This is a genomic window from Beijerinckia indica subsp. indica ATCC 9039, assembly GCF_000019845.1.
Taxonomy (GTDB): Bacteria; Pseudomonadota; Alphaproteobacteria; order Rhizobiales; family Beijerinckiaceae; genus Beijerinckia; species Beijerinckia indica.
In genome coordinates this window covers 1615864-1637232 of sequence record NC_010581.1, presented here as the reverse complement: position 1 = coordinate 1637232, position 21369 = coordinate 1615864, and the positions used below count along the sequence as shown (strand labels likewise).

Below are 21369 nucleotides of genomic sequence, written 5' to 3'. Positions count from 1 at the left end.
CAGGAGACACAATGCTGGGTGATACGAACATTCGGTCTGGCCAGTGCCATTGTGGCGCCGTGCGTTTCGAGGCGACGCTCAGCGACGGCTTCAATTCGATCCGCCGCTGCACCTGTTCTTACTGCCGGATGCGAGGCGCCGTCGTTGTCATGGCAAGTCGGATCAAGTTCCTGCAGGGCGAGGATGCGCTAACAAGCTACCGCTTCCATACCGGGTCAGCGCAGCACTTCTTTTGTTCTCGCTGCGGAATATACACGCATCATCAAAGACGATCTGACCCGAGCCAGTATGGCGTGAACGTTGCTTGCCTAGACGGTGTAAGCCCATTCGATTTCCCTGATGTACCGGTCGTGGATGGTGTCAATCATCCGAACGACACCGGCAGGCCAGCGCGTCGAGCAGGCACCCTCCGCTTCATCCCAGCTGACTAACTATCGCTGTCAGGCGACGACCGCTTAAGGCAGCCGAACTCGAAAAACTACAGGCCTATGTTCGTACCAAGATCGACTGGCAGGAGAGTGGTGAGAAAGGACCGGAGCCAAGGCTCGATGCCATGATGGAGAGATACGACTTGAACAGCCGATGGCATGGCACAAAGTGCATTTACGACCTCGTCATAGGGGACGGTCCCCCCGCTAGGACTGGAGGTCGCGTCATCACATAACAATCACGTTGTACACTTACCTACGTGCTTAAAAATGCGGCGTAATTTAACAATGTCGGTGGGTTTACCCTCAAGCCTGTGGAGCATTCGATGGCAGTTTGCGCAAACTGTGACAAGATCATCGACACAATTCTTAACCTCCCCGTCAAGCTTGGAGAGCGGCACCTTATGGTGAGCTTCAGCGAAATTTTCGCCCAGCAAACCATACCGTTCGACGAAATGGAAGTTGCAGATCTGGCACCGGTATCTATCGCGTTTTTTACATTCCCGAGCTAGAGCAGCCTTGCGCTCGATCCTAAGGTGCTCCCCAACTAGTATTCTATTATTTTCGGGAAATATATCGTTAGAAACGCCTGAATCAAACTCTGGTAAAGAACTAACAACGGTTTCAATAAATCTCAAAGCTTTCTCGACGTTGAACGATTCCGTTTCATATATCCCAAAATAATTTGTATCATCATAATATTCTTGAATCGGAAATTTTAGGTCTTGATCATCGGGCCTTTTCTTCAAGAAAGAAATTTTTCCTGAAATTTTCATATCACTTTTTCTAAAAACATTTCCATTTCGCATTCGAGCTGGGCAGTATTTAATTATATTTTTTATAATGCTTTGATCGTTCGCATAAAACCCTACCCAAAAAACCAAATTTTTGCCGTCTAGGTATTTGTCAAACCACACTTGTATTTGGGCTCTGCGCTCCTCTAATTTCGCCACTTCAACTACAGAACCGCCCGTATTGGCGTTATCAACGACATTGCCGTGCTCAATTCGTAAGAGTTGCTTAAGCCTGCTCTGTCTCAATTCCTTAACAAACTCAACAGCCGCATTCTGCACGTTGTTCCTAGTGAACGCGGTCATAGCTCCCCTCCTAACCTCTTGAATTGTAGTGATAATTGACCAATTGGGAACAAAATTCAAATGTTCCTCAATGGCAAATTACCTAACCATTGATGAGAAGCAATAATAGCTATTATCGAAGAATGACTTTAGTTTATGTAGCATTCGGGAGCGATCAATCCCTAAGAGCAAAACACCCTGGAAAGGGTATTGGTCTGAAAGGTAAAGTTACAAAATGGTTTAGCCATTCTGGACGCGTTTGAGTGAATCCAAGAGTCGGCTGCCTGCTCCCACGATCTTTGACAGAACCTTGATCTGCTCATACAAGGCCACATTGTCAGTCGGAACTGGGTAGTTGATCTGATGGTCCACCTCGCCCCAGATCTCCTCAAACAGAGTGCGTACCTGAATTTCGCAGCACAACGGTGAATCAGTGCGCGGACGCACAAGATAGTGGACGCTAGTGTATGACGTTGTCTTCTCAGAGACATCGAGGTCGAAACGTTGGAAGAAGGTGACAGCCTCGGGATCCCAGGTATAAGCCTTGGGACGCTCGTCGAAGATCCAGTCCCCGTCTTCAGTCACCTTGCGGCGGATGATGGCATCGATTTCTGCGAAATTCTCTTGGAATAAATGAAGAATACGGACTCCCGCCAGATCTGTGACTTTGGTGAACAAGTTCTGTGCGTTTATTTCCCGCCCCAGCTCGGCCTTCCTGAGGATTTTCGCGCGTAGATGTTCACGGTCTTTCAAACGGCTCTTAAACGAATGGACGATTTGATGGCCGTTCACGATCAGATCGGGGTGCACGCCGATATATTTCACGACTCCTTCCATAAATATTCCGAGGTCATGCCGTACTCGATCGTACCGGGCTAAAGTGTCCTCTATGGCTTTTTCGTCAATGATAACCGGTTCCGCGACAGTTTCCTCCGTCGCGATTTCCTCATGTGCACACGCGTCGGTCATAGTTGGGCGACCCTATCCAGGAAGTCACGGGCGAACGCGAGATAGGCGCCTTGGGTTTCGCGATATTTGTTTTGGTTGCCTGCGACGGTACTTCGATCTTCTACTTCTAGATTGATGTCTGGAAGAAGCCACATTGGCTTGTGGTACTTCTGTGACATGCTGGGGAATGTATTGTGACTGTGTATTACAGCCTTATTGCCGATGGAGCCTGAAAGGATTTCTGTGAATGGCAACGAGTTTTCAGGATCAACGAACTTTGCGATCGTTCCCGGAATCTGTTGCGCATAGTGAAAGTGCGCCTTAGCGAGATCTAAGTCATTCCCCAACCCGGAATACCGCTTTGCGTTGTAGATTGTATAGCCAATCAGTTTCACGAACTTCTCGGGAAACTGGCTACGCTTGGTATCAGAAAGAAGGTGGAAGATGCTGTCGAACTGCTTCCGCCACAAACGCAGAGCCCCCCCAATGTTTCGGATGCCATAGACGGAAAAGAGGTCGGGAGAGCACGGAATTAAGAACCCGTCCGCAAGGGTGAGGAGGTGACGGTTCAATGCTCCGAGGCTCGGCGAGGTGTCGAATATGACTAGGTGATATCCGTGGTATGCCGCGTAGTCATATGCCAGCTGCCGAACCCGCGTAGCGGTTCGGATTGCGAGCGGGTCGCCCTGATAGATCCCGCTCCAGCGTTCGCCGATCTTCGCCTCGAATAGGTGAAGCGTCAGTCGCCCGGGAATGAGATGGACATTGTTATTCAGCATCACCGGCGGCGGCAAAGACTCGAGCTCTGCGGTACCGTCTTCTGTTGGCTTGAGATCGAAATGGATAGACCGGGGCTTTCTCAACAATGATTGAAAATCGGAGTTAGAAGTTTTGGATCGTGTGGCCGCGAAATCCTCAATGAAATCATCCTCTGCGACCCAGATGTCGTGGATGGTTTCCATAGGCAGGGAAAAGATTGTTAGATTGCACTGAGGATCGAGGTCGATAAGAAGGACCTTCTTGTCTAGATCACCCAAGGCATGCGCTAGGTGGTAAGTCAGAGTGGTCTTCCCCACGCCGCCCTTGTTGTTGAAGATCGTGACGATATCAGGTTTCATTAGACAGTCTCGATAAATAACAGAGGCAATTTATCTGGGTTTTCTTCAACTTCAATGGACGATTTCATAAATTCCCTATTGCTTTACTGAGCGTATGCACCTTCCCAATCCCAGCATCTGCTCCGAGTCAATTTTGCCATTTAGCAACAGATCTGGGAGTGTCTCTTTTTGGCGCAAAAGCCGCATTGAAAAATGTCCGCTTAAACAGCCGCCTCCCCCTCAGACATTGAATGGGTTCCCTTCATCCTTGGTCTGGAACCGGGGCTTTGATCGACTGCGGCCTCAATCCGCACTGCCCTCTGATTGCTCATGCCAATGATCGACGACATTCTTCGCCTTGTTATGGGCCATGCGCATGAAAGCCTCTTCGATTTCTTTTGGCCCGAGAAAAGGCTTCATCGTCTCTTTGAAACGAAAAAAGGCGACCGCAAGCAGAACGCCGGTCAAGGCGTGATTGATGAAATTCTGCAGGTCGACATCTTCCGGCTTATCGACGAGCTGTCGTGAAATGAACTCGAATGTATCTTCTTCCTCTGCCACGCATCCCCAAATGCGGTTGATGAGGTCGACCTCCAAGCCGGCAAGCTGTTTAACGATTTGATCCCGGTCCATCATAGGTTCCATGATTTCTCTCTTTCCGAGAGCCTATAACGCTTCCTGATTTTTAGCGCAAAGGACCACAGGCGGCCTGGTTTCCGGCCGTTGCATCAGATCGGCCAAGGCATTTGGCTCTGCCGCAGTCAACGCACCATCGCCTTTCCATTCACGAAAGGTCGAGAACATAGACCCAATCAACATCATGATCGTCCGCGATTTCCGAGGCTTTTTGAATCGCCACATCGGGTGTCAATTGGCGGTCCGTGATGGTCTTGACCGCCGCGCCATCCTTCATGCAGATAATATCGGTCACCACACTCTTATTGGGAGCGATGCGTCTAGTGACAGACACAAAGTCTCCTTGCGGGGCGATGCTATCGCGGGTCAATATTTTGATTTCTGGCATAGTCCCCTCCAATGGCTGAACGCGAAAACCCCGCACGCAGACTTCATACCAGGGACGCGTCGAGCGATCGTCCGTGGCGGAGCTGGTCTGAACAGGAGGAATTCCCCCAGACTTGGGGTTGGAAGGGCTGAACCGCGACGCCTATGGAAAGCTGCGTACTTATAAAGGCTTAGAGCCTCAGTGTTCCCGTTGAGGCATAACCCGCGCTGGGCTCGAGGATGCCTCAATAACGCCGGATGAGGCTGACCAGCTTGCCTTGAATACGCACACGATCAGGCCCGAAAATCCGGGTCTCATAGGCCGAATTGGCGGGTTCCAACGCGATCGAGGCCCCGCGCCGCCGCAGACGTTTCAAGGTTGCTTCTTCATCATCGATCAAGGCGACGACGATATCGCCGTTTTCCGCATTATCCTGGCGGCGGATGATCACCGTATCGGCATCGAGAATGCCAGCATCGATCATGGAATCGCCGCGCACTTCCAGGGCGTAATGTTCGCCCGCAGGCAGCATATCCATCGGCAGGCCGATCGTATGGCTGCGATGCTGCAAGGCACTGATCGGCGTGCCGGCGGCGATCCGCCCCATGACGGGGATGGCGACCGTGGTAAGTTCCGAATCCTCGTCGTCAGTATGCGGAGTATGTGGCCTGACGCGGCCAAGATCTCCCTCGATGACGCTGGGCGAGAATTTCCTGCCGTGGGGTGGCACGGGCGGCGTCGCGGCATCGGGCAGACGCACCACTTCAAGGGCGCGCGCGCGATTGGGAAGACGGCGGATGAAGCCGCGTTCCTCCAAAGCCATGACCAAACGATGAATCCCCGATTTGGAGCGGAGGTCCAGGGCCTCTTTCATCTCGTCAAAGGACGGTGGGACTCCGGTTTCCTTGAGACGTTCATGAATGAAGCGCAGCAATTCGCTCTGCTTCTTGGTGAGCATCGTCCCGGCCCTTTCATCCCTTGAGAAGAACGATTGACATTGCGGCAAACGTCCCAGGCTGACTGCTTGGAAGCGGACCCTGTTTGCGGATATGCCCCCGCAAATTGCCCGCAAACCTTAAACAAACAGTGAACAGACTATATCTGTTCGCCCTGTGTTCCGCAAGATGCTTTAGCGATCAAGCCGGATGATCCGGCATGGGTCGCCAGCCGAAGCGGTCGGAGCATGAGGTGGTCGAATCAACAGGCAATTGGCCTCGGCCATCACATGCAGCAAGGAGGAATCCTGCGCCGCAAAGGGTGTGACGGACGGCAGACCATTGTCTGTCCGCACATAAGTGGCCCGCAAGAAATCCTCGCGCGCATCGTTTTCGGGAAGCGCCTCGGCAAGAAGCGCCGGTTCGCTCGGATCGGCTTCGAGCACGCCAGCCTCTCCATCCAAAATACGCACAAGGGGTGTCAAAAACAGCAGGCCGCAGACGAGCGCGGCGACCGGATTACCCGGCAGACCCAAAATCGCCATATCTCCCAGCATGCCATGAATGAGCGGCCGTCCGGGACGCATGGCGATGCGCCAGAAGCTCAATTCCATGCCTTCCTGCAACAAAGCCTTGCGCACGAGATCGTAATCACCGACGGACACGCCGCCCGAGATCACCAGCACATCGACCTTGAGCATGCGGGCCGCGGCAATGCCTTGCGCAAGCGCTATGGCATTATCCCCCGCAATGCCAAGATCGACGGGCAGACCGCCGGCGGCACGCACCTGCGCCGCAATAGCGTAGGAATTGGAAGAGACGATCTGCGAGGGTCCGAGCGCCTCGCCCGGCCGCACCAATTCATCGCCCGTCGCGAGAATGCCAACACGCGGCTGTTTCGTCACCGGCACGACAGCGTGGTTCATCGCCGCCGCCAAAGCGAGATCGGCAGCGCTCAAGCGGCGCCCCTCCGGAAGCAGAATCTCCCCTTCCTGAAAATCGAGACCCGCCTCGCGAATGTAGCGGCCACGCGGCGGTGTCTTTTGCGGCAGGATCAAACCATCCTCGATTGTCACCAATTCCTGGATGAGGATCGTATCGGTGCCTTCCGGCACCGGAGCACCGGTAAAGATCCGCACGGTCTCCATAGGCCCGACTGTGCCGGCAAAACCATGGCCCGCCGCGCTTTCACCGATGAGCGTGAGTTTGACCGGCGCGCGAGCACTGTGCAGATCGTCAGCGCGGATCGCATAGCCATCCATCGCCGAAGCGGCGAAGGGCGGCTGCGTGCGCTTGGCGGCAAGAGGCGCGGCCAATGTGCGGCCATGCGCTTCGGCAAGGGCCACGGTTTCGACGGCGCGCGGCAGGGCGACGCTCGTCAAAATCGTCCGGCGCGCCTCAGCGACGGACAGGGCCGGTTTCGGTTGGTCCGTTTTAACAGGACCTGCATTTTTGTGCGGGGCAACCGCGTTCATTCTTTTTCTCGTTTCCAGGAACCTGATTTGCCTCCCTGTTTTTCCAGGAGGCCTATTCCTTCAATGCGCATGAAACGGTCAACGGCCTTCAGCATGTCATAAAGCGTCAGGCAGGCCACGGAGACGGCGGTCAAAGCTTCCATTTCGACGCCAGTCTGACCCTTCACCTTGGCAAGGGCCTGGACGCGAAAACCGGGCAGCGAAGGATCGGGTTCAAGATCGACGCCAACCTTGGTCAGGAGCAGCGGATGACAGAGCGGGATCAGCTCATGCGTCTTTTTCGCGGCCATGATGCCAGCGATCCGGGCCGTTGCCACGACATCGCCTTTTTCGGCATTGCCCGAGAGAGCCAGTTCCAGCGTTTCCATACGCATGACGACCCGGGCCTCGGCGATCGCGACCCGCTCGGTCTCTGCCTTATCGGAGACATCGACCATGACGGCTTCGCCATGGCTCGTCAGATGGGTCAAGGAACTCATGAAGCGCCCCTCATGACTCCAAAACGGCATGGACCGGGCCCGTCACGGCCTCCGGCGGCAGATCGAGCAGCCGGCGTGTCGCCGCCGTCACATCTTGCTCCCGCATCAGGCTTTCGCCAACGAGCACGGTCCCAATGCGATGGGCCTTGAGCCGCGCGCAATCCTGCGCGGTGAAAATGCCGCTTTCGCCGACGATCATGCGATCATCCGGAATTTTGGCGGCGAGCCGCTCGCTGGTTTCGAGCGAGACATTAAAGGTGCGCAAATCGCGATTATTGATGCCGATCAGCGGGGTTTCAAGACGGAGGGCGCGGATAAGTTCCGCCTCGTCATGCACCTCGACGAGGCAATCCATGCCAAGCTCCCGCGCGGCATCACGCAGGGCGCCAGCGAGCTCATCATCGACGCAAGCCATGATGATCAAGATGCAATCGGCACCCCAGGCCCGCGCCTCGAAGACCTGATAAGGATCGAAGAGGAAATCCTTGCGCAAGGCTGGCAGGCTCACGGCCTGCCGCGCGATCGTGAGAAATTCAGGAGAGCCCTGAAAGGATGGCGTATCGGTGAGAACGGAGAGACAGGCGGCGCCACCTTCCTCATAGGCCCGCGCCAAGGCCGGCGGATCGAAATCGGCCCGGATCAGGCCTTTGGATGGGCTGGCCTTCTTGATTTCAGCGATGAGCGCCATGCGCCCCTCGGCCTGTTTGGCAGCGAGCGCTTTGATGAAACCACGCGGCTTTTCCACGCTTTCGCATTGGCGCCGCAAAGCATCGAGGCTCACACTTTGTTTTGCCTGAGCAATTTCCTGCCTTTTATAGGCTTCGATCCGCTTCAGAATATCGGCCATGCCTTCGTCTCTTTAAGAGTTCCCTCTTCATTTAAGAGGAAAAGAGCGGCGAAACCATCCCTGAAGGGCTCTCTGACTTCCTGATTATGGATGAGTCTTTGAAAATAAAGTGATACGCACGTCAATAATGAAGCCCTTGGCTCGACCATGCCGGCCAAAGGCTTCATGGCGTTCAGTTGGACTGTTCAAGGATCTCGGCGGTCGCGCGCTGGAGAATGCCAGCAATACGGCGGGCTTCCGCTGGGGAACAGCCACGTTTGCGCATCAAAGCGTGCTTGATGGCATGGCGGGCTTGATGCAGTTCATCCGCCGCCTGGGGGTCTGCAGCATCAACGCCGGCGAAGGCCTCGCGGACCTCGGCCATGCGGCTGCCGATGCGAGCCAATGTCTCGAGGATAAAGTCAGCCTCCTCACGGTGGGCTTGTAAAGACTGACGCCCTTCCTCGGTGAGGCTGTAGAGCTTGCGGTTGCCCTCTTGCGTGACCGAAGCGTGGCCGATTTCTTCCAGATAGGTCAGTGCTGGATAGACCATGCCTGGGCTCGGGGCATAGAAGCCCCCAGAGCGTTCCTCCAGCATGCGGATCAGTTCGTAGCCATGAGCAGGACGCTCGGCCAACAGCGCCAGCAGCACGAGCTGAAGCTCATTCGAGCTGAGCTTGCGTCCGGCGGAAAAATCTCCTCCGCCGAAGCCTCGTCCGAACCCTTCAGCCCAACCACGGCCGAAGCCATGCGGGCCGCGCCTGCGGCCGATGGAATGAAGGAAATGATGAAATTTGTGGGCGTGGATATGTTCTTTCGTCATATCTTACGATAATCATATCGTAAGATATAATTCAAGAGCTTTTTAAATCACCTTTAGAGCTTTATCAGCCTTGGCTTTTAGAAAAGCAGCCAGAACGAATATGAGATCGGCTGGGAAGACCCATCAAATTATCTTAAAAAGTGGCGACTACGTTTGGCTGGTACCTTTAGGGATGTAGCGTGATTTATCTCGTTCGACATGGACAGACTGAATTCAATGCCCAAGGCCGCTTCCAGGGCCAGGTCGATTCACCCCTGACAGCACGCGGGAAAGATCAAGCCCGCCAGATCGGTGGAATGCTCCGCCGCCTCATCGAGCCGGATCATGCTATTGTCTTTGCAAGTCCCCTCGGCCGTACCAAGCAGACCGCCCACATTCTTGCCGAAGCCGCCGGTATCCGACAGGAGATCGTCTTCGATCCCGGTCTCATGGAAATCGGAATGGGATGCTGGGAAGGCCTGACCAACTCGGAAATTGAAGCGAACTGGCCCGATGCACGCTCGGGCTTCAGCCGCAATGAGTGGTATTTCCATTCTCCCGACGGCGAGCGCTATGAGGCTTTTTCGGACCGGCTCGAAGGTGCTCTGCATCGCGTCACGAGCCATTCCTGCACATCCCGTATTATCGTTTCTCACGGTGTCGCCAGCCGCGTCCTTCGAGGCTTGTATGCGAACCTTCCTCGGGACGAGGCCTTGAGCCTCGAAACACCCCAAGACGCCATGTTCCAACTCACAGAGGGGCAAATAAATCGCATCGCCTGCGATTGACACTCTCGAATTTTCATAGTCGCTCTAACCTGCCAAGATGGACATCGCTCATGTCAAGAACTGCCATTGCCATACGCCATCTGGCCTTCGAGGATCTGGGTGGCTTTGCGCCTGTTCTCGCCCGGGCAGGCTTTCAGCTTCGCTATCTCGACATTGGTGTGGATACACTCGCCACGCCGGAGCCCATGGAGGCCGATCTTCTGTTCGTCCTTGGCGGGCCGATCGGCGCCTATGAAGATGATCGCTATCCTTTTCTCGCCGAGGAGATCCGCATCCTCGAACGCAGGCTCGCCGCGAACCGGCCGACATTCGGCATCTGCCTTGGCGCGCAGCTCATGGCACGAGCACTCGGGGCAAAAGTCTATCCAGGACCTGCCAAGGAATTCGGTTTCAAGCCTATCACGCTGACCGGCGCGGGCGAAAAATCCGCGCTCTCAGCCTTCGCGCATCAGTCCGTACTGCATTGGCATGGCGATACGTTCGACCTGCCCCAAGGCGCCATTCATCTCGCCAGCACCGATGTATGCGTCAATCAAGCCTTTGCATACGGCCAGCATGCTTTGGCCGTACAATTCCATCCTGAGGCCGGAGGCGAGGGTTTCGAGCGCTGGCTGATCGGACATACGCTGGAATTGTCTCTAGCCAAGATCGACGTTTCAGCTCTCCGAGCCGAGAACGAGCGTTTGACCCCGGTGTTGCAATCACAAGCGGCAGCTTGCCTGGAAACCTGGCTGAACAGCCATGTACATTGGCATGACCGTTAACGCTCATGTCCAGGACCAATGGCGCAGACAAATTGAAGGCACTACAACACAGCCTCGCCGGGATGTATCCGGGCAAGGCGTCATCCTTTTCGGATGATTATTTTACAGACCGTGTCGAACTCTCTCGCTCAGGCGGCCACCTTGTTCTTGATGAGACCAGCAATGGCTGTCAAGATCGCGCCGCCAGCACCACCGGCGATCAATTGCGTGACAATACCGCCAATGCTCAAATCCCCGGCCTGCGTCGCCGAGGCAACGGCCGGCAACAGAGCTGTTATGATCTGGCCGAGAACACCCCCTCCGACGAGGCCGGCAATCGTATTTCCAATCGTACCGAGATCGAAGGTCGGCGAAGACTTACCGATAGCGTTACCGCCAAGCGCGCCCGACACAAGATTGATGAGTATCTGTTCCATTGAAGCCCCCACCATGATCCGACATTGCAGGTTATCGAGCTAGAGAAGATATCTTCAATCGGATATAACAGATTATCATGTCTGGATGTGTATGGCCAATTGTTAATCAGGCAATCGATCCTGATCGTCATCAGCGGCTAGATCGAGAGAGGACTCGACCACCGTCTCTGCGGGCGATGGCTCAGCCGTCGGTTTAGGGAGGGTGGTATATGGCTTTATCCTCTCCAAATGGTCTCCGCCCCAACGCTTTTGTCCCCAATCCCCTTTCGGCCTTGGCGACCACGGACGGTCCTCGTCCGGCGCTCGCGCCCTGCGCAAAGTCGGCTCTCCCGTGCCAAGCCGCAGGGTCAAAGCACCCGTATCACGCAAGACGGACCGATCGATCAGGATGGAAGCAGCGCAGCCGCTCGGCGCGATCAGTGGCGTGACAAGGATCGCCGCGCGCCGGCAATCCTCGATAAAGGCTTCCCTGTCAAGCACGAGCGCGACAGCGCGTCCATCGGCAAGATGTCCGACGCAGCCGAGCTTGTCGCATACATTGCCTTTTCGCGCCGCCCGCGCGTCGCGCCCATCGGCATCGGCACGTAGCCATTGCTCGGCGCCGAACAGGCTGGGCCTTGGTCCAAGTACAGCCAGCCGGCCATCCCGCCCACGTAACGCGAGGGAATCCCCGGAAGGCGGCACGGCAATATCGAAAACGGGTCCAGAGAAAGCGCCACAAAGGCCGATCAGCATGAAGGGAATAGCGCTCGCCCGCAGCAAGGCACTGCGCCACAGCACGGCGGAGAGAACGCCGAGGCTGAGAAAGACAAGAGACCAGGGCGCGAAAGCCGGCAAATGGATCGTGGCGCCCGGCCATCCGCCAATGATCCTGGCCAGCCACATGATGAAGGTAATGCCGGCGCCTATATAGTGCCACACCCAGGCGTCGAGCCCGAATGGATAGAGCAAGGTGCCCAGAAGCGCGCCGGGCACCGCGAAGATCTCGATGATCGACAAAGTCAGTGGATTGCCGATCAGCACATAGGGGCTAAGTTCGTGGAAATTATAGGCCATGAAGGAGGCCGTCGCCATTGTGGCGCAAAAGGTCGCAAACAGAAGACCGCCCGGCCCCTGCCGCAAAAGCGGCGCGATAGACTCCCATCGCCGCCAAAGGGCCAACCCCCGAAAGACGCCCTGAGATGGGCTCGGCAGTGGTTGGACGATCTGCCGTGTCAAATCCTCCTGTTCCCTCGCGCGCGCCGCCATGCGAGTCTCGTAGACGGACACCAAGGCAGCAACCGCCGCGAAGGAGAGTTGGAAACTTGCGCCCAAAATCGCTTCCGGCTCAGTCACGAGAACGAATAAAGCCGCGAAAGCCAGATTGCGCATGGTCAACGCCTGCCGGTCGAGCAGAACAGCGCCGAGCATGATGAGCGTCATGACGAGCGCCCGTTCCGTTCCGACCCGCGAGCCCGTGACTATATCATAGAGGGTGGCCGCGAGAATGGCCGCCGCCGCTGCCCATTTCTTGATCGGATAAGTGAGGGCGAGACGCGGGCTCAAAGCCAAAATTTGCCGCAGGCCGACAAAGAAAATGCCGACGACCAAGGTCATCTGGACGCCAGAAATGGTAATGATATGAAAGATTCCCGCCTCGCGGATCACATCCTTCGCCTGTTCGGACAAAAGATCGCGCTTGCCTGTCACCATGGCCGCGGCGATCGCCCCGGCATCACCGCCGACGATGGAATTGATCCGCAAGGCCAAAGCGTTGCGGCCGCGATCGAGCGCCGTCATCACGGCCAGCCCAAAGCCCGGCGGATCAGGCGCGGAGACGGTCTCGATCCGGCCGAGCGCGGTGCCGACCGCGCCGATCCGGGCAAACCACGCATCGCGGGCAAAGTCATAGCCACCTGGCAGGCTCGCACGCGCAGGCGGCAAAAGCCTGGCCTTGAGACTCACATAGGTCCCTGCCCCAAACGGCGGCGCTCGGCGCGTCGAAAGGCGCACCCGATAAGGTGTTTGCTCAGGATTCAGACCATCGATCGCGCCAACCCGCAGGATGAATCGCGCCCCGCGCGGCCGGTAATCCATCTGCTCGATGGTGCCTTCGACCGTGGCGATGGTGATTCGATCGAGAACCGGCGCGGCCACCCTCATGCTGCGAAGACCGGCGGACAATTCTCCGGCGAACAGCGCGCAAAGCCCTAGCAGGATCACCAAGGCGGGGCGTCTTTGCCGGCCGAACCAGGCGAGAATGGCAAAGATCGCAACCAAGGCGCCATTGAGCCAGAGTGGAGGTTCATGGTCGGCGTAGAAGTAGAGAACGACGCCGGCACCGGCCGCGACGGGCAGCCAGGGAAACAACCGCCGCTCCGCGACCTCGACCTCGAAGGCCAGGCGGAATGCCCGTTGCATGCGCGCGAACCAGCCAAATGAGGCGGAAGCTCGGCCGCTGTGGCTATCCTCTGACTTATCGGCAAGGGCCGCGGGAGTCATCGAAGCTCTTATAAATCAGGTAATTGAAACCTAAATCGGGGTAGGAAACAGCAAGCAGCAAGGCGCAAGCAGGCATGTGAAAACCAAAGGGTGGAAATCGCGTCTCTTTCCCTGCGATGGCGCTTTTCTTTCAGCTATTCCATGCTACACGACGCGGCGCGCGCCGTAACGCCAAAAGGCCAGCGTTATAAATTTTATTTTCCGTTCGGTTTTGCCGTTCTTCCTCTCTCTTCGGTCCCATTCTTCGGTGCCACGGATCAATCCTATGCCAGATGAAGTCGTTACCCGTTTTGCTCCCTCGCCGACCGGTTTTTTGCATATTGGCGGCGCGCGCACGGCGCTCTTCAATTGGCTGTTTGCCCGTCATGCCGGCGGCCGGATGCTCCTGCGTATCGAGGATACCGACCGCGAACGCTCCACCGACGCGGCCATCGCCGCCATTCTCGATGGGCTCTCCTGGCTCGGCCTGCATTGGGATGGCGATGTCATCTATCAGTTCCAGCGCGTCGCCCGGCATCGTGATGTCGCCCTGTCTCTTCTGGAAGCGGGACAAGCCTATTATTGCTATGCGACGCCGCAGGAACTTGAAGAAATGCGGGAGCAGGCCCGCAAGGAAGGCCGCCCGCCGCGCTATGATGGGCGCTGGCGTGATCGCGCGGAGAATGACGCGCCGTCTGGCGTGAAGCCGGTGATCCGCCTCAAGGCGCCGCGCGACGGAGAAACCACATTAGATGACAAGGTTCAGGGCAAGGTGACCTGGGCCAATAAGGATCTCGATGATCTGGTGCTTTTGCGCTCGGACGGCACGCCGACCTATATGCTCGCCGTCGTCGTCGATGATCACGACATGGGGGTGACGCAGATCATCCGCGGCGACGATCATCTGACCAATGCCGCGCGGCAAATGCAGATCTATCAGGCGCTCGGCTGGTCAGTGCCCATCATGGCGCATATTCCCCTGATCCATGGTGCGGATGGCGCAAAATTGTCGAAGCGGCATGGCGCGCTCGGCGTCGATGCCTATCGCGGGATGGGCTATCTGCCCGAGGCCCTGCGCAATTATCTCGTGCGTCTCGGCTGGAGCCAGGGCGATAAGGAATTCTTCTCGACAGAGGAAATGATCGAGGCCTTCGATCTCGCCCATGTCGGCCGTTCGCCCGCGCGCTTCGATTTTGCCAAGCTCGAAAATATGAATGGCCATTATCTGCGCCATGCCGACGATCGCCACCTCGTTGACATGCTCAGCACCACCCTGCCCTTTCTGCCGAAGGGGCTGGAACTCGCGCCGAAATTCACCGATGAGCGGAAGGCACAATTGCTGGCCGCCATGCCGGGGCTGAAGGAACGCGCCAAGACTCTGGTCGAATTACTCGATGGCGCGAATTTCCTCTTCGCCGAACGGCCGCTCGAACTCGACGCCAAGGCGCAAGCGCTGCTCGATGCCTCCAGCCGCGCGCATATTGCCGCTCTCGTTCCTCTGTTCGAAGCCGCGCCTGAATGGAAAGCCTCGGCGCTCGAGGCCATCGTGCGCGCCTATGTGGCCGAGACCGGCGTGAAGCTCGGCCAAGTCGCCCAGCCCCTGCGCGCGGCCTTGACGGGACGCGCCACTTCGCCGGGTATTTTCGACGTGTTGGAAGTCCTTGGCCGCGACGAAGGTTTGGCGCGGCTTCGTGATCAAGCAGGCTGAAAAGCCTAACGAAGGTGCAATCCCCCTCGGCTTGACAGCGACGAACGATTGGCTAGTGAATTGCGCGCTGCACAAGCCGTGTGGCTCTGGATTCCCGGCAATCGATATCTTCAGGAATCCGGCCCCGATATATCGAACCTAGAAGGCGGTCTTGATGAGCGCGACGATCGGCTCCTTTAGTCTCGACGACAAATCATATAATTTTCCGGTCAAGGTCGGAACAATAGGCCCTTCGGTCGTCGATATCGGCAAATTCTATGCGCAAACCGGCGCATTCACTTATGATCCGGGCTTCACCTCCACCGCGAGCTGCGAGTCCCAGATCACCTATATCGACGGCGACGCTGGCGTGCTGCTGTATCGCGGCTATCCGATCGACCAGTTGGCCGAGCAAGGCGACTTCCTCGAAACCGCTTATCTTCTCCTTTACGGGGAGCTGCCGACCAAGGCGCAAAAGGCGGATTTCGACAACCGCATCACCAATCACACGATGGTGCACGAGCAGCTGACCCGTTTCTACAACGGTTTCCGGCGCGATGCCCATCCGATGGCGATCCTGGTCGCTGTCGTCGGCGCGCTGTCGGCCTTCTATCACGACTCGACCGATATCCACGATCCCAAACAGCGCATGATTGCCTCCATGCGGCTGATCGCCAAGATCCCGACGCTGGCCGCCATGGCGTATAAATATACGATTGGTCAGCCCTTCGTTTATCCGAAGAATAATCTGAGCTATGCCGCGAATTTCCTGCACATGTGCTTCGCGGTGCCGGCCGAAGAATATAAGGTCAATCCGATCCTCGCTGACGCGCTCGAGAAGATCTTCATCCTGCACGCCGATCACGAGCAGAATGCTTCGACCTCCACGGTGCGTCTTGCCGGTTCGTCGGGTGCCAATCCCTTCGCCTGCATCGCGGCGGGTGTCGCCTGCCTCTGGGGTCCCGCCCATGGCGGCGCCAATGAAGCGGCCCTGAAGATGCTCGAGGAAATCGGTTCGGTCGATAATATTCCGAAATATATCGCCAAGGCCAAGGACAAGGATGATCCTTTCCGTCTGATGGGCTTCGGCCACCGCGTGTACAAGAACTACGATCCGCGCGCGAAGATCATGCAGAAGACCTGTCATGATGTCTTGACCGAACTTGGCATCAAGGACGATCCGCTGCTCGACGTCGCCGTCGAACTCGAAAAGATCGCTCTGCACGACCCCTATTTCATCGAGAAGAAGCTTTATCCGAACATCGACTTCTATTCCGGCATCACGCTGAAGGCGATGGGCTTCCCGACCTCCCTCTTCACCGTCCTGTTCGCTTTGGCCCGCACGTCCGGCTGGATCGCGCAGTGGAAGGAAATGATCGAGGATCCGGCGCAGAAGATCGGCCGTCCGCGCCAGCTTTATACGGGCGCGCCGCAGCGCGATTATGTGACGATCGACAAGCGGTAATCGCGCCGCGACGATCATTCCGCACATCCAACAAGGGGCTGGCGAACCAATGTTCGTCAGCCCCTTTGCATGAGGCGTCACTCAAGAGCCGCATCGGCATGGAAGTGAAGCTCGTCAGCTAACGCTCTGGCCGAGGCTTCTCAATCCCCGGAACGCCGCTAATCTGCTCCGCAAGGAAATCAGCCACCAGCCGGACCCGGGCAATGCCCGCGCGCTCCGGAACAATCAGCATGCTCAGCGGGGCGGGTGGTAGCGAATAATCGGGCAGGATCTCCTGGAGCCGGCTCGTTTGCAGGAGATCATCGACAAGCCATCGATGGGCGGGTCCAATGCCGCGCCCTGCGACAAAGGCCTCGCGGGCGGCAAGCCCATGGTCAATCCGAAAACGCCCTCCAAAAGGCACAGCATGGCGCTCACCGCCCGGCCCCTGCAAGATGAGGGTGTCGCTTCCCGCCACATGCGACATCCGAATGCCTTCATGAGCAGACAGGTCCTGCGGGACAGCCGGCGTTCCCCGTGCAGCCAGATAGGACGGTGCTGCCACCAGCAGGCGCCGGCTCTGTCCGAGGGATCGTAGCTTCATGGAACTGTCGGTGAGCGGACCCAGGCGAAGCGCAATATCGACGCCCTCACGGACAAGGTCGACACGTTCGTCGGTCAGGCTGAGGTCGACCCCGATATTGGGATAGCGATCCTGGAAGGCAAAGATCATCCGGCTGACGTGCAAAACCCCGAAAGCCGCGGTGCAGGATATCCGGATCGTGCCGGCTGGCGCACCGCGCGTGCCTCGTGCCTCATCGCCGGCCTGCTCCACGAGGCGCAGGATCTGGACGCTATTGGCATAATAGCGGCTGCCTTCATCGGTCAGCGTGACACGCCGGGTCGTCCTGCTGAGCAAGGGCACGCCGACAGCTTCCTCGAGTTCTCGCAAATGCCGGGTGACGGTCGACTGACCGACCTCCTGCTCCCGCGCGACCGCCGACAGGCTCCCGCGCTCGGCGACGCGGACGAAGGTGCGTATGCGCTCAAGTGTGACGTCCAATTTATCCATTATTCGGCATAATCCTATCCATTAACCAACTATAGTGGATTGCTCCGGCGTCATCTACCGTGCAGGTCCCTTTCCCAATCCCGGATCGCTGACCTCATGAACATTTTGCTTGTCTTTGCCCATCCCGAACCGCGCTCGCTCAACGGCGCGCTCCGCGACATCGCGGTCAAGGAACTCGAGGCTCAAGGCCACGAGGTGCGGGTGTCGGACCTCTATGCCATGCATTGGAAATCCGAGATCGACCGCGCCGACTTCCCGGCGCTGGCGCCGGACGAACGGTTGAAAGTATGGAGAGCCTCAACAGAGGGGTTCGCTGCCAAGACACTCACCGAAGACGTGAGAGCCGAGCAGGAGAAGCTTCTGTGGGCCGATGTCTTGATCCTTCAGTTTCCGCTCTGGTGGTTCACCATGCCGGCGATCCTCAAGGGCTGGGTCGAGCGGGTATATGCGAGTGGTTTCGCCTATGGGGTCGGCGAGCACAGCGACAAGCGCTGGGGCGACCGCTACGGTGAGGGGAAACTGGCAGGCAAGCGGGCCATGTTGATCGTGACGGCCGGCGGCTGGGAGGAGCATTATTCCGCCCGCGGGATCAACGGGCCGATCGACGACCTGCTGTTCCCCATCAATCACGGTATCCTCTATTATCCGGGTTACGACGTGCTTCCGCCTTTCGTGGTCTACAAAGTCGATCGCCTCGATGAAGCCGGCTTCGAGACCGTGGCCGAGCACCTGCGCGAAAGGATGCGGACCCTCGCGACCACCGCGCCCATTCCCTATCGACGGCAGAATGGCGGTGACTATCTGATCCCAAGCATGCAGCTTCGTCCCGACCTGGGCGATCCAGAGGCGACCGGCTTCGCGGTTCATCTGAAGGATGCAAGCACGGCGGGCTAGCCAGGCTTCGCGGACAAACTTGCCGGAGTGGCAGAATGGCCCGCCATCCGCGTCGCAGGCCATTCTCGGCAACCGATATTACGGTTCGCCTTCCGCCAAAGCTTCTTCCAGCCGTTCACGCCGACTTGCGCCGGAGCCCTCTCTATTCATCAACCACAAAGCCAGACCGATCAGAAGACCACCGGCCGCCTGCATCCAGGATAAGGTCGTGCCCAGAATGAAAAAGGAGGTCATGACGGCGAATAAGGGCGCCAAAAACAAATAGCCGCTCGCCTTCGTCGCGCCGCCCTTGGCCAAAGCAAGAAACCATAGCCCAAACGATCCTGTGGAAGCAGGGATTGAGAGCCAGAGAAACCAAGTCCATTGCGAAGGTGTCGTGCGCTCGGGCCAATGCTGGCCGCTCGCATAAGCGATGATCAGAACCGCAACCGCGCCAATCAACATCTGCCAGAAACTGAGCGCCCAAGAGCCGAATGGCAGTTTTGCGCGTTTGTTGATGATCGTCGCGCCAGCCCAGCAAAAGGCCGCCGCGAGGCCAGTCAATTCGCCACGCGATACGTCATTGCCGGAAAGCGCATCCGGGGCGAGACCAATGGCGAGCGTGACACCGGTCACGCCGACCAAAAGACCAGCGAGGCGGGTTCGATGAAGCGTTTCGCCGAGGAACAATTTTCCGAGAACCGCGACCCAGATCGGATTGGTAAACAGCAAAATTGCAGCAGTCGATGCCGAGATGGATCGCATCGCCAAAAACAACAGGCTCATGACTCCAGCCGTCTGGAGCAAACCGATCGTGATCACGAGCGCAGCGTCACGCCAGCCGGCACGTGCTGGCAACAGAGCGCTCATGACATGACCGTTCTCCAAGAAAACGAACGGCAAAGTGGCGAAAGCCGCGAGCAGGAACCGCCAGCCGACAAGGATCATCGGCTCAAACCCCGCCTGCAGCAGAATTTTGCCCACGGCAAAACTCGAGCCCATCAGGAAGGTCGATGCAATCAACAGGAAGACAAATTCCGCCCGGCCTTGGGCAACCTTATGTCCGGTGCTCATTGTGACGCTCGCGCTGTGAAAAGTCACTCCACGGGGTCCGTTGCTTCCGCACCGGTCCATCGAACACCACCACCGCCGGGAACTGCGGGAGGCATCGAGGAACAGCATGCGGCAATTTTGTACAGTTTATCAAGACACAGGCATTATCAGATGACCGGAGCATGAAAGGCATCGATTGATCCCGAAAGGAGACGCCGCTTTTGAGTTTGATGCGATGGGGCGAGGCATGTTAGAGCCCTGATGATCTTTCCAATCCCGCTCCTCTCAAAACGAGAGCAAGATCAAAGGTAAGGATTAGAGAGTATTGTCCAACAGGATCGATGGGTTACGATCAGCATGATGTCTTCGCCTGTCTCCGTTGCCGCATCCACGAGCACTCCCACCTTCCCCGCTGAACCGCTCGTCTGCGATATTCTCGTGGCCGGTGCCGGCGCAGCCGGCCTCTCCGTGGCCATAGGTCTCGCCAAATCCGGTTTTTCGGTCATTTGTGTCGGCTCGACGCAGACGCATCCGAATGGCCGGACCGTCGCCTTGTTTGAAGGATCATTGCGTTATTACAAGGCGCTTGGGCTCTGGCCGGCCTTGCGCGCCCATAGCGCGCCGCTCAAGGAGATTCGCATCATCGATGCGACAGGCGCGCGCATGCCCATCAATGCCATCTCCTTCGCGTCCCGCGAGATTGGCCTGCCTGCATTCGGGGAAAATATCGAAAATACCCCGCTCGTCGAAACCCTCGCGGGAATCGCCCGCGATCTTCCCAACCTGCGCCTCCATGAGACCCTTTTAAAGGATATCGACTTCCAATCAGATCGGGTCGAGGTCATTCTGGCGGATGGAACAGGCGTGACAGCCAAGCTCATCGTCGCGGCTGACGGGCGGGCTTCGCTCGCCCGCCGCAAGGCTGGCATCGGCGCGCGGACCTGGCCCTATCCGCAAGTCGCCTTGACGGCCTTTCTCGATCACGAGCGTCCCCATCGTTTCATCTCGACCGAATATCATACCCGTTTCGGGCCATGCACTCTGGTGCCCCTGCCCCCGCTGGACATGCATCCACATCGCTCGAGTCTGGTCTGGTTGATGAGCGAGGAACAAGCCAAACGGCGCGCGAGCCTCGATAATGTGCTTCTGGCCGCCGAAATCGAGGATCAGATCCAGGGCAGCCTTGGTCACTTGTCGCTTGAAGAGCCGCGCGGTTTCTTTCCCATGTCCGGCATGAAGGTCTCGCGCCTGACGGGGCATCGCATTGCCCTTCTCGGCGAGGCCGCCCATGTCTTCCCTCCCCTGGCGGCCCAGGGCCTGAACCTCAGCCTGCGGGATAGCGCCAGCCTGATCGAATGCCTGGAAGATGCGAGGGCCGCTGGTCATGATATCGGCGCAGCGCGGGTCCTTGCATCCTATGCCCGGGTTCGGCGCAGTGATATCGATTTGCGCACGGATGGGATCGACGTCCTCAATCGCTCGCTTCTCTCGGATTTCCTGCCGATCGACTTTCTGCGCGGCGCGGGCCTGGCTGCCTTCGCAGCCATCGGCCCGCTGCGGCGCGCCATCATGCGCGAAGGCGTGCTTCCGCATGGACATCTTCCCCGCCTCATGCGTCAACCCGTGGACGCCGTCACAAACTCCTCTTGTCCTTAGCTCAAATCGGATCTGAACGTACCGTTTTCTCAAAACAAATCTGGTTGCGATAAATGACTGGACAATTGTTATATTGACTTCAAGGCG

The 21369-nt window shown here is 57.5% G+C and carries 21 protein-coding genes and 1 pseudogene; 7 read left to right on the top strand and 15 right to left on the bottom strand.

Translation table 11 applies throughout. The features are described from left to right. Positions 1 to 11: 11 nt before the first annotated feature. Complete coding sequence (locus BIND_RS20540) at positions 12 to 431, top strand: GFA family protein (RefSeq protein ID WP_012384422.1); 420 nt, start codon at positions 12 to 14, stop codon at positions 429 to 431. A 236-nt stretch (positions 432 to 667) separates the two neighbouring features. Here the strand turns inward: BIND_RS20540 and BIND_RS20075 are convergent, their stop codons facing one another. The 10 genes from BIND_RS20075 to BIND_RS07190 all read right to left on the bottom strand — a co-directional run bounded on the left by BIND_RS20075 (position 668) and on the right by BIND_RS07190 (position 9090). Beyond that, complete coding sequence (locus BIND_RS20075) at positions 668 to 1525, bottom strand: HNH endonuclease (RefSeq protein WP_012384421.1); 858 nt, start codon at positions 1523 to 1525, stop codon at positions 668 to 670. Positions 1526 to 1744: 219 nt separating this feature from the next. Next, a complete protein-coding gene (locus BIND_RS07235; RefSeq protein WP_202944769.1) occupies positions 1745 to 2329 on the bottom strand; it encodes a RelA/SpoT domain-containing protein in 585 nt (194 codons plus the stop codon). Between the two features lie 140 nt (positions 2330 to 2469). After that, positions 2470 to 3570: a ParA family protein gene (locus BIND_RS07230; RefSeq protein WP_012384419.1), complete on the bottom strand. Its 1101-nt coding sequence runs from the start codon at positions 3568 to 3570 to the stop codon at positions 2470 to 2472. A 282-nt stretch (positions 3571 to 3852) separates the two neighbouring features. Beyond that, positions 3853 to 4194, bottom strand: a complete 342-nt coding sequence (locus BIND_RS07225) for a hypothetical protein (protein ID WP_012384418.1) — start codon at positions 4192 to 4194, stop codon at positions 3853 to 3855. Positions 4195 to 4333: 139 nt separating this feature from the next. Beyond that, complete coding sequence (locus BIND_RS07220) at positions 4334 to 4573, bottom strand: hypothetical protein (RefSeq protein ID WP_012384417.1); 240 nt, start codon at positions 4571 to 4573, stop codon at positions 4334 to 4336. A 223-nt stretch (positions 4574 to 4796) separates the two neighbouring features. Next, positions 4797 to 5510, bottom strand: coding sequence for a transcriptional repressor LexA (lexA, locus tag BIND_RS07215; RefSeq protein ID WP_012384416.1), 714 nt, complete (start codon positions 5508 to 5510; stop codon positions 4797 to 4799). Positions 5511 to 5681: 171 nt separating this feature from the next. Then, positions 5682 to 6962: a molybdopterin molybdotransferase MoeA gene (locus tag BIND_RS07210; RefSeq protein WP_012384415.1), complete on the bottom strand. Its 1281-nt coding sequence runs from the start codon at positions 6960 to 6962 to the stop codon at positions 5682 to 5684. Further along, a complete protein-coding gene (gene moaC / locus BIND_RS07205) occupies positions 6959 to 7441 on the bottom strand; it encodes a cyclic pyranopterin monophosphate synthase MoaC (protein ID WP_012384414.1) in 483 nt (160 codons plus the stop codon). The genes BIND_RS07210 and moaC overlap by 4 nt, the downstream gene beginning before the upstream one ends. Positions 7442 to 7451: 10 nt before the next feature. Beyond that, positions 7452 to 8288, bottom strand: coding sequence for an indole-3-glycerol phosphate synthase TrpC (trpC, locus tag BIND_RS07200; RefSeq protein WP_012384413.1), 837 nt, complete (start codon positions 8286 to 8288; stop codon positions 7452 to 7454). 172 nt (positions 8289 to 8460) lie between these two features. Further along, positions 8461 to 9090, bottom strand: coding sequence for a PadR family transcriptional regulator (locus BIND_RS07190; protein ID WP_012384412.1), 630 nt, complete (start codon positions 9088 to 9090; stop codon positions 8461 to 8463). A gap of 179 nt (positions 9091 to 9269) precedes the next feature. Between BIND_RS07190 and BIND_RS07185 the strand changes: the two genes are divergently transcribed. Both BIND_RS07185 and BIND_RS07180 read left to right on the top strand, forming a co-directional pair. Then, the gene (locus BIND_RS07185; protein WP_012384411.1) at positions 9270 to 9857 is read left to right on the top strand and encodes a histidine phosphatase family protein; all 588 of its coding nucleotides are present in this window, start codon (positions 9270 to 9272) and stop codon (positions 9855 to 9857) included. Positions 9858 to 9907: 50 nt separating this feature from the next. Then, positions 9908 to 10621, top strand: a complete 714-nt coding sequence (locus BIND_RS07180; protein WP_012384410.1) for a glutamine amidotransferase — start codon at positions 9908 to 9910, stop codon at positions 10619 to 10621. Positions 10622 to 10749: 128 nt separating this feature from the next. Here BIND_RS07180 and BIND_RS07175 read toward each other — a convergent pair whose 3' ends face one another. Further along, positions 10750 to 11037, bottom strand: a complete 288-nt coding sequence (locus BIND_RS07175) for a hypothetical protein (RefSeq protein ID WP_041777978.1) — start codon at positions 11035 to 11037, stop codon at positions 10750 to 10752. Positions 11038 to 11139: 102 nt separating this feature from the next. Continuing rightward, positions 11140 to 13518, bottom strand: coding sequence for a ComEC/Rec2 family competence protein (locus tag BIND_RS07170; protein ID WP_012384408.1), 2379 nt, complete (start codon positions 13516 to 13518; stop codon positions 11140 to 11142). A 265-nt stretch (positions 13519 to 13783) separates the two neighbouring features. Here BIND_RS07170 and gltX point away from each other — a divergent pair, with 265 nt between their 5' ends. Next, a complete protein-coding gene (gene gltX, locus BIND_RS07160) occupies positions 13784 to 15205 on the top strand; it encodes a glutamate--tRNA ligase (protein ID WP_012384407.1) in 1422 nt (473 codons plus the stop codon). Positions 15206 to 15359: 154 nt separating this feature from the next. Then, positions 15360 to 16649 (top strand): citrate synthase, encoded by a 1290-nt coding sequence (gene gltA / locus BIND_RS07155; protein ID WP_012384406.1) that lies wholly within the window; start codon positions 15360 to 15362, stop codon positions 16647 to 16649. A 118-nt stretch (positions 16650 to 16767) separates the two neighbouring features. On the opposite strand, the gene BIND_RS07150 is transcribed toward gltA, so the two are convergent. Next, complete coding sequence (locus BIND_RS07150; protein WP_012384405.1) at positions 16768 to 17700, bottom strand: LysR family transcriptional regulator; 933 nt, start codon at positions 17698 to 17700, stop codon at positions 16768 to 16770. A 96-nt stretch (positions 17701 to 17796) separates the two neighbouring features. Between BIND_RS07150 and BIND_RS07145 the strand changes: the two genes are divergently transcribed. Next, entirely contained in the window at positions 17797 to 18594 is a 798-nt protein-coding gene (locus tag BIND_RS07145; protein WP_012384404.1) for an NAD(P)H-dependent oxidoreductase, read from the top strand. Positions 18595 to 18672: 78 nt separating this feature from the next. On the opposite strand, the gene BIND_RS07140 is transcribed toward BIND_RS07145, so the two are convergent. Further along, on the bottom strand, positions 18673 to 19647 hold the full coding sequence (locus BIND_RS07140; protein WP_012384403.1) for a DMT family transporter: 975 nt from the start codon (positions 19645 to 19647) through the stop codon (positions 18673 to 18675). 54 nt (positions 19648 to 19701) lie between these two features. Next, positions 19702 to 19755: pseudogene (locus tag BIND_RS22310) on the bottom strand (CGNR zinc finger domain-containing protein); the annotation flags it as partial. A 228-nt stretch (positions 19756 to 19983) separates the two neighbouring features. Between BIND_RS22310 and BIND_RS07135 the strand changes: the two are divergent. Then, on the top strand, positions 19984 to 21282 hold the full coding sequence (locus BIND_RS07135) for an FAD-dependent monooxygenase (protein ID WP_012384402.1): 1299 nt from the start codon (positions 19984 to 19986) through the stop codon (positions 21280 to 21282). Positions 21283 to 21369 lie beyond the last annotated feature (87 nt).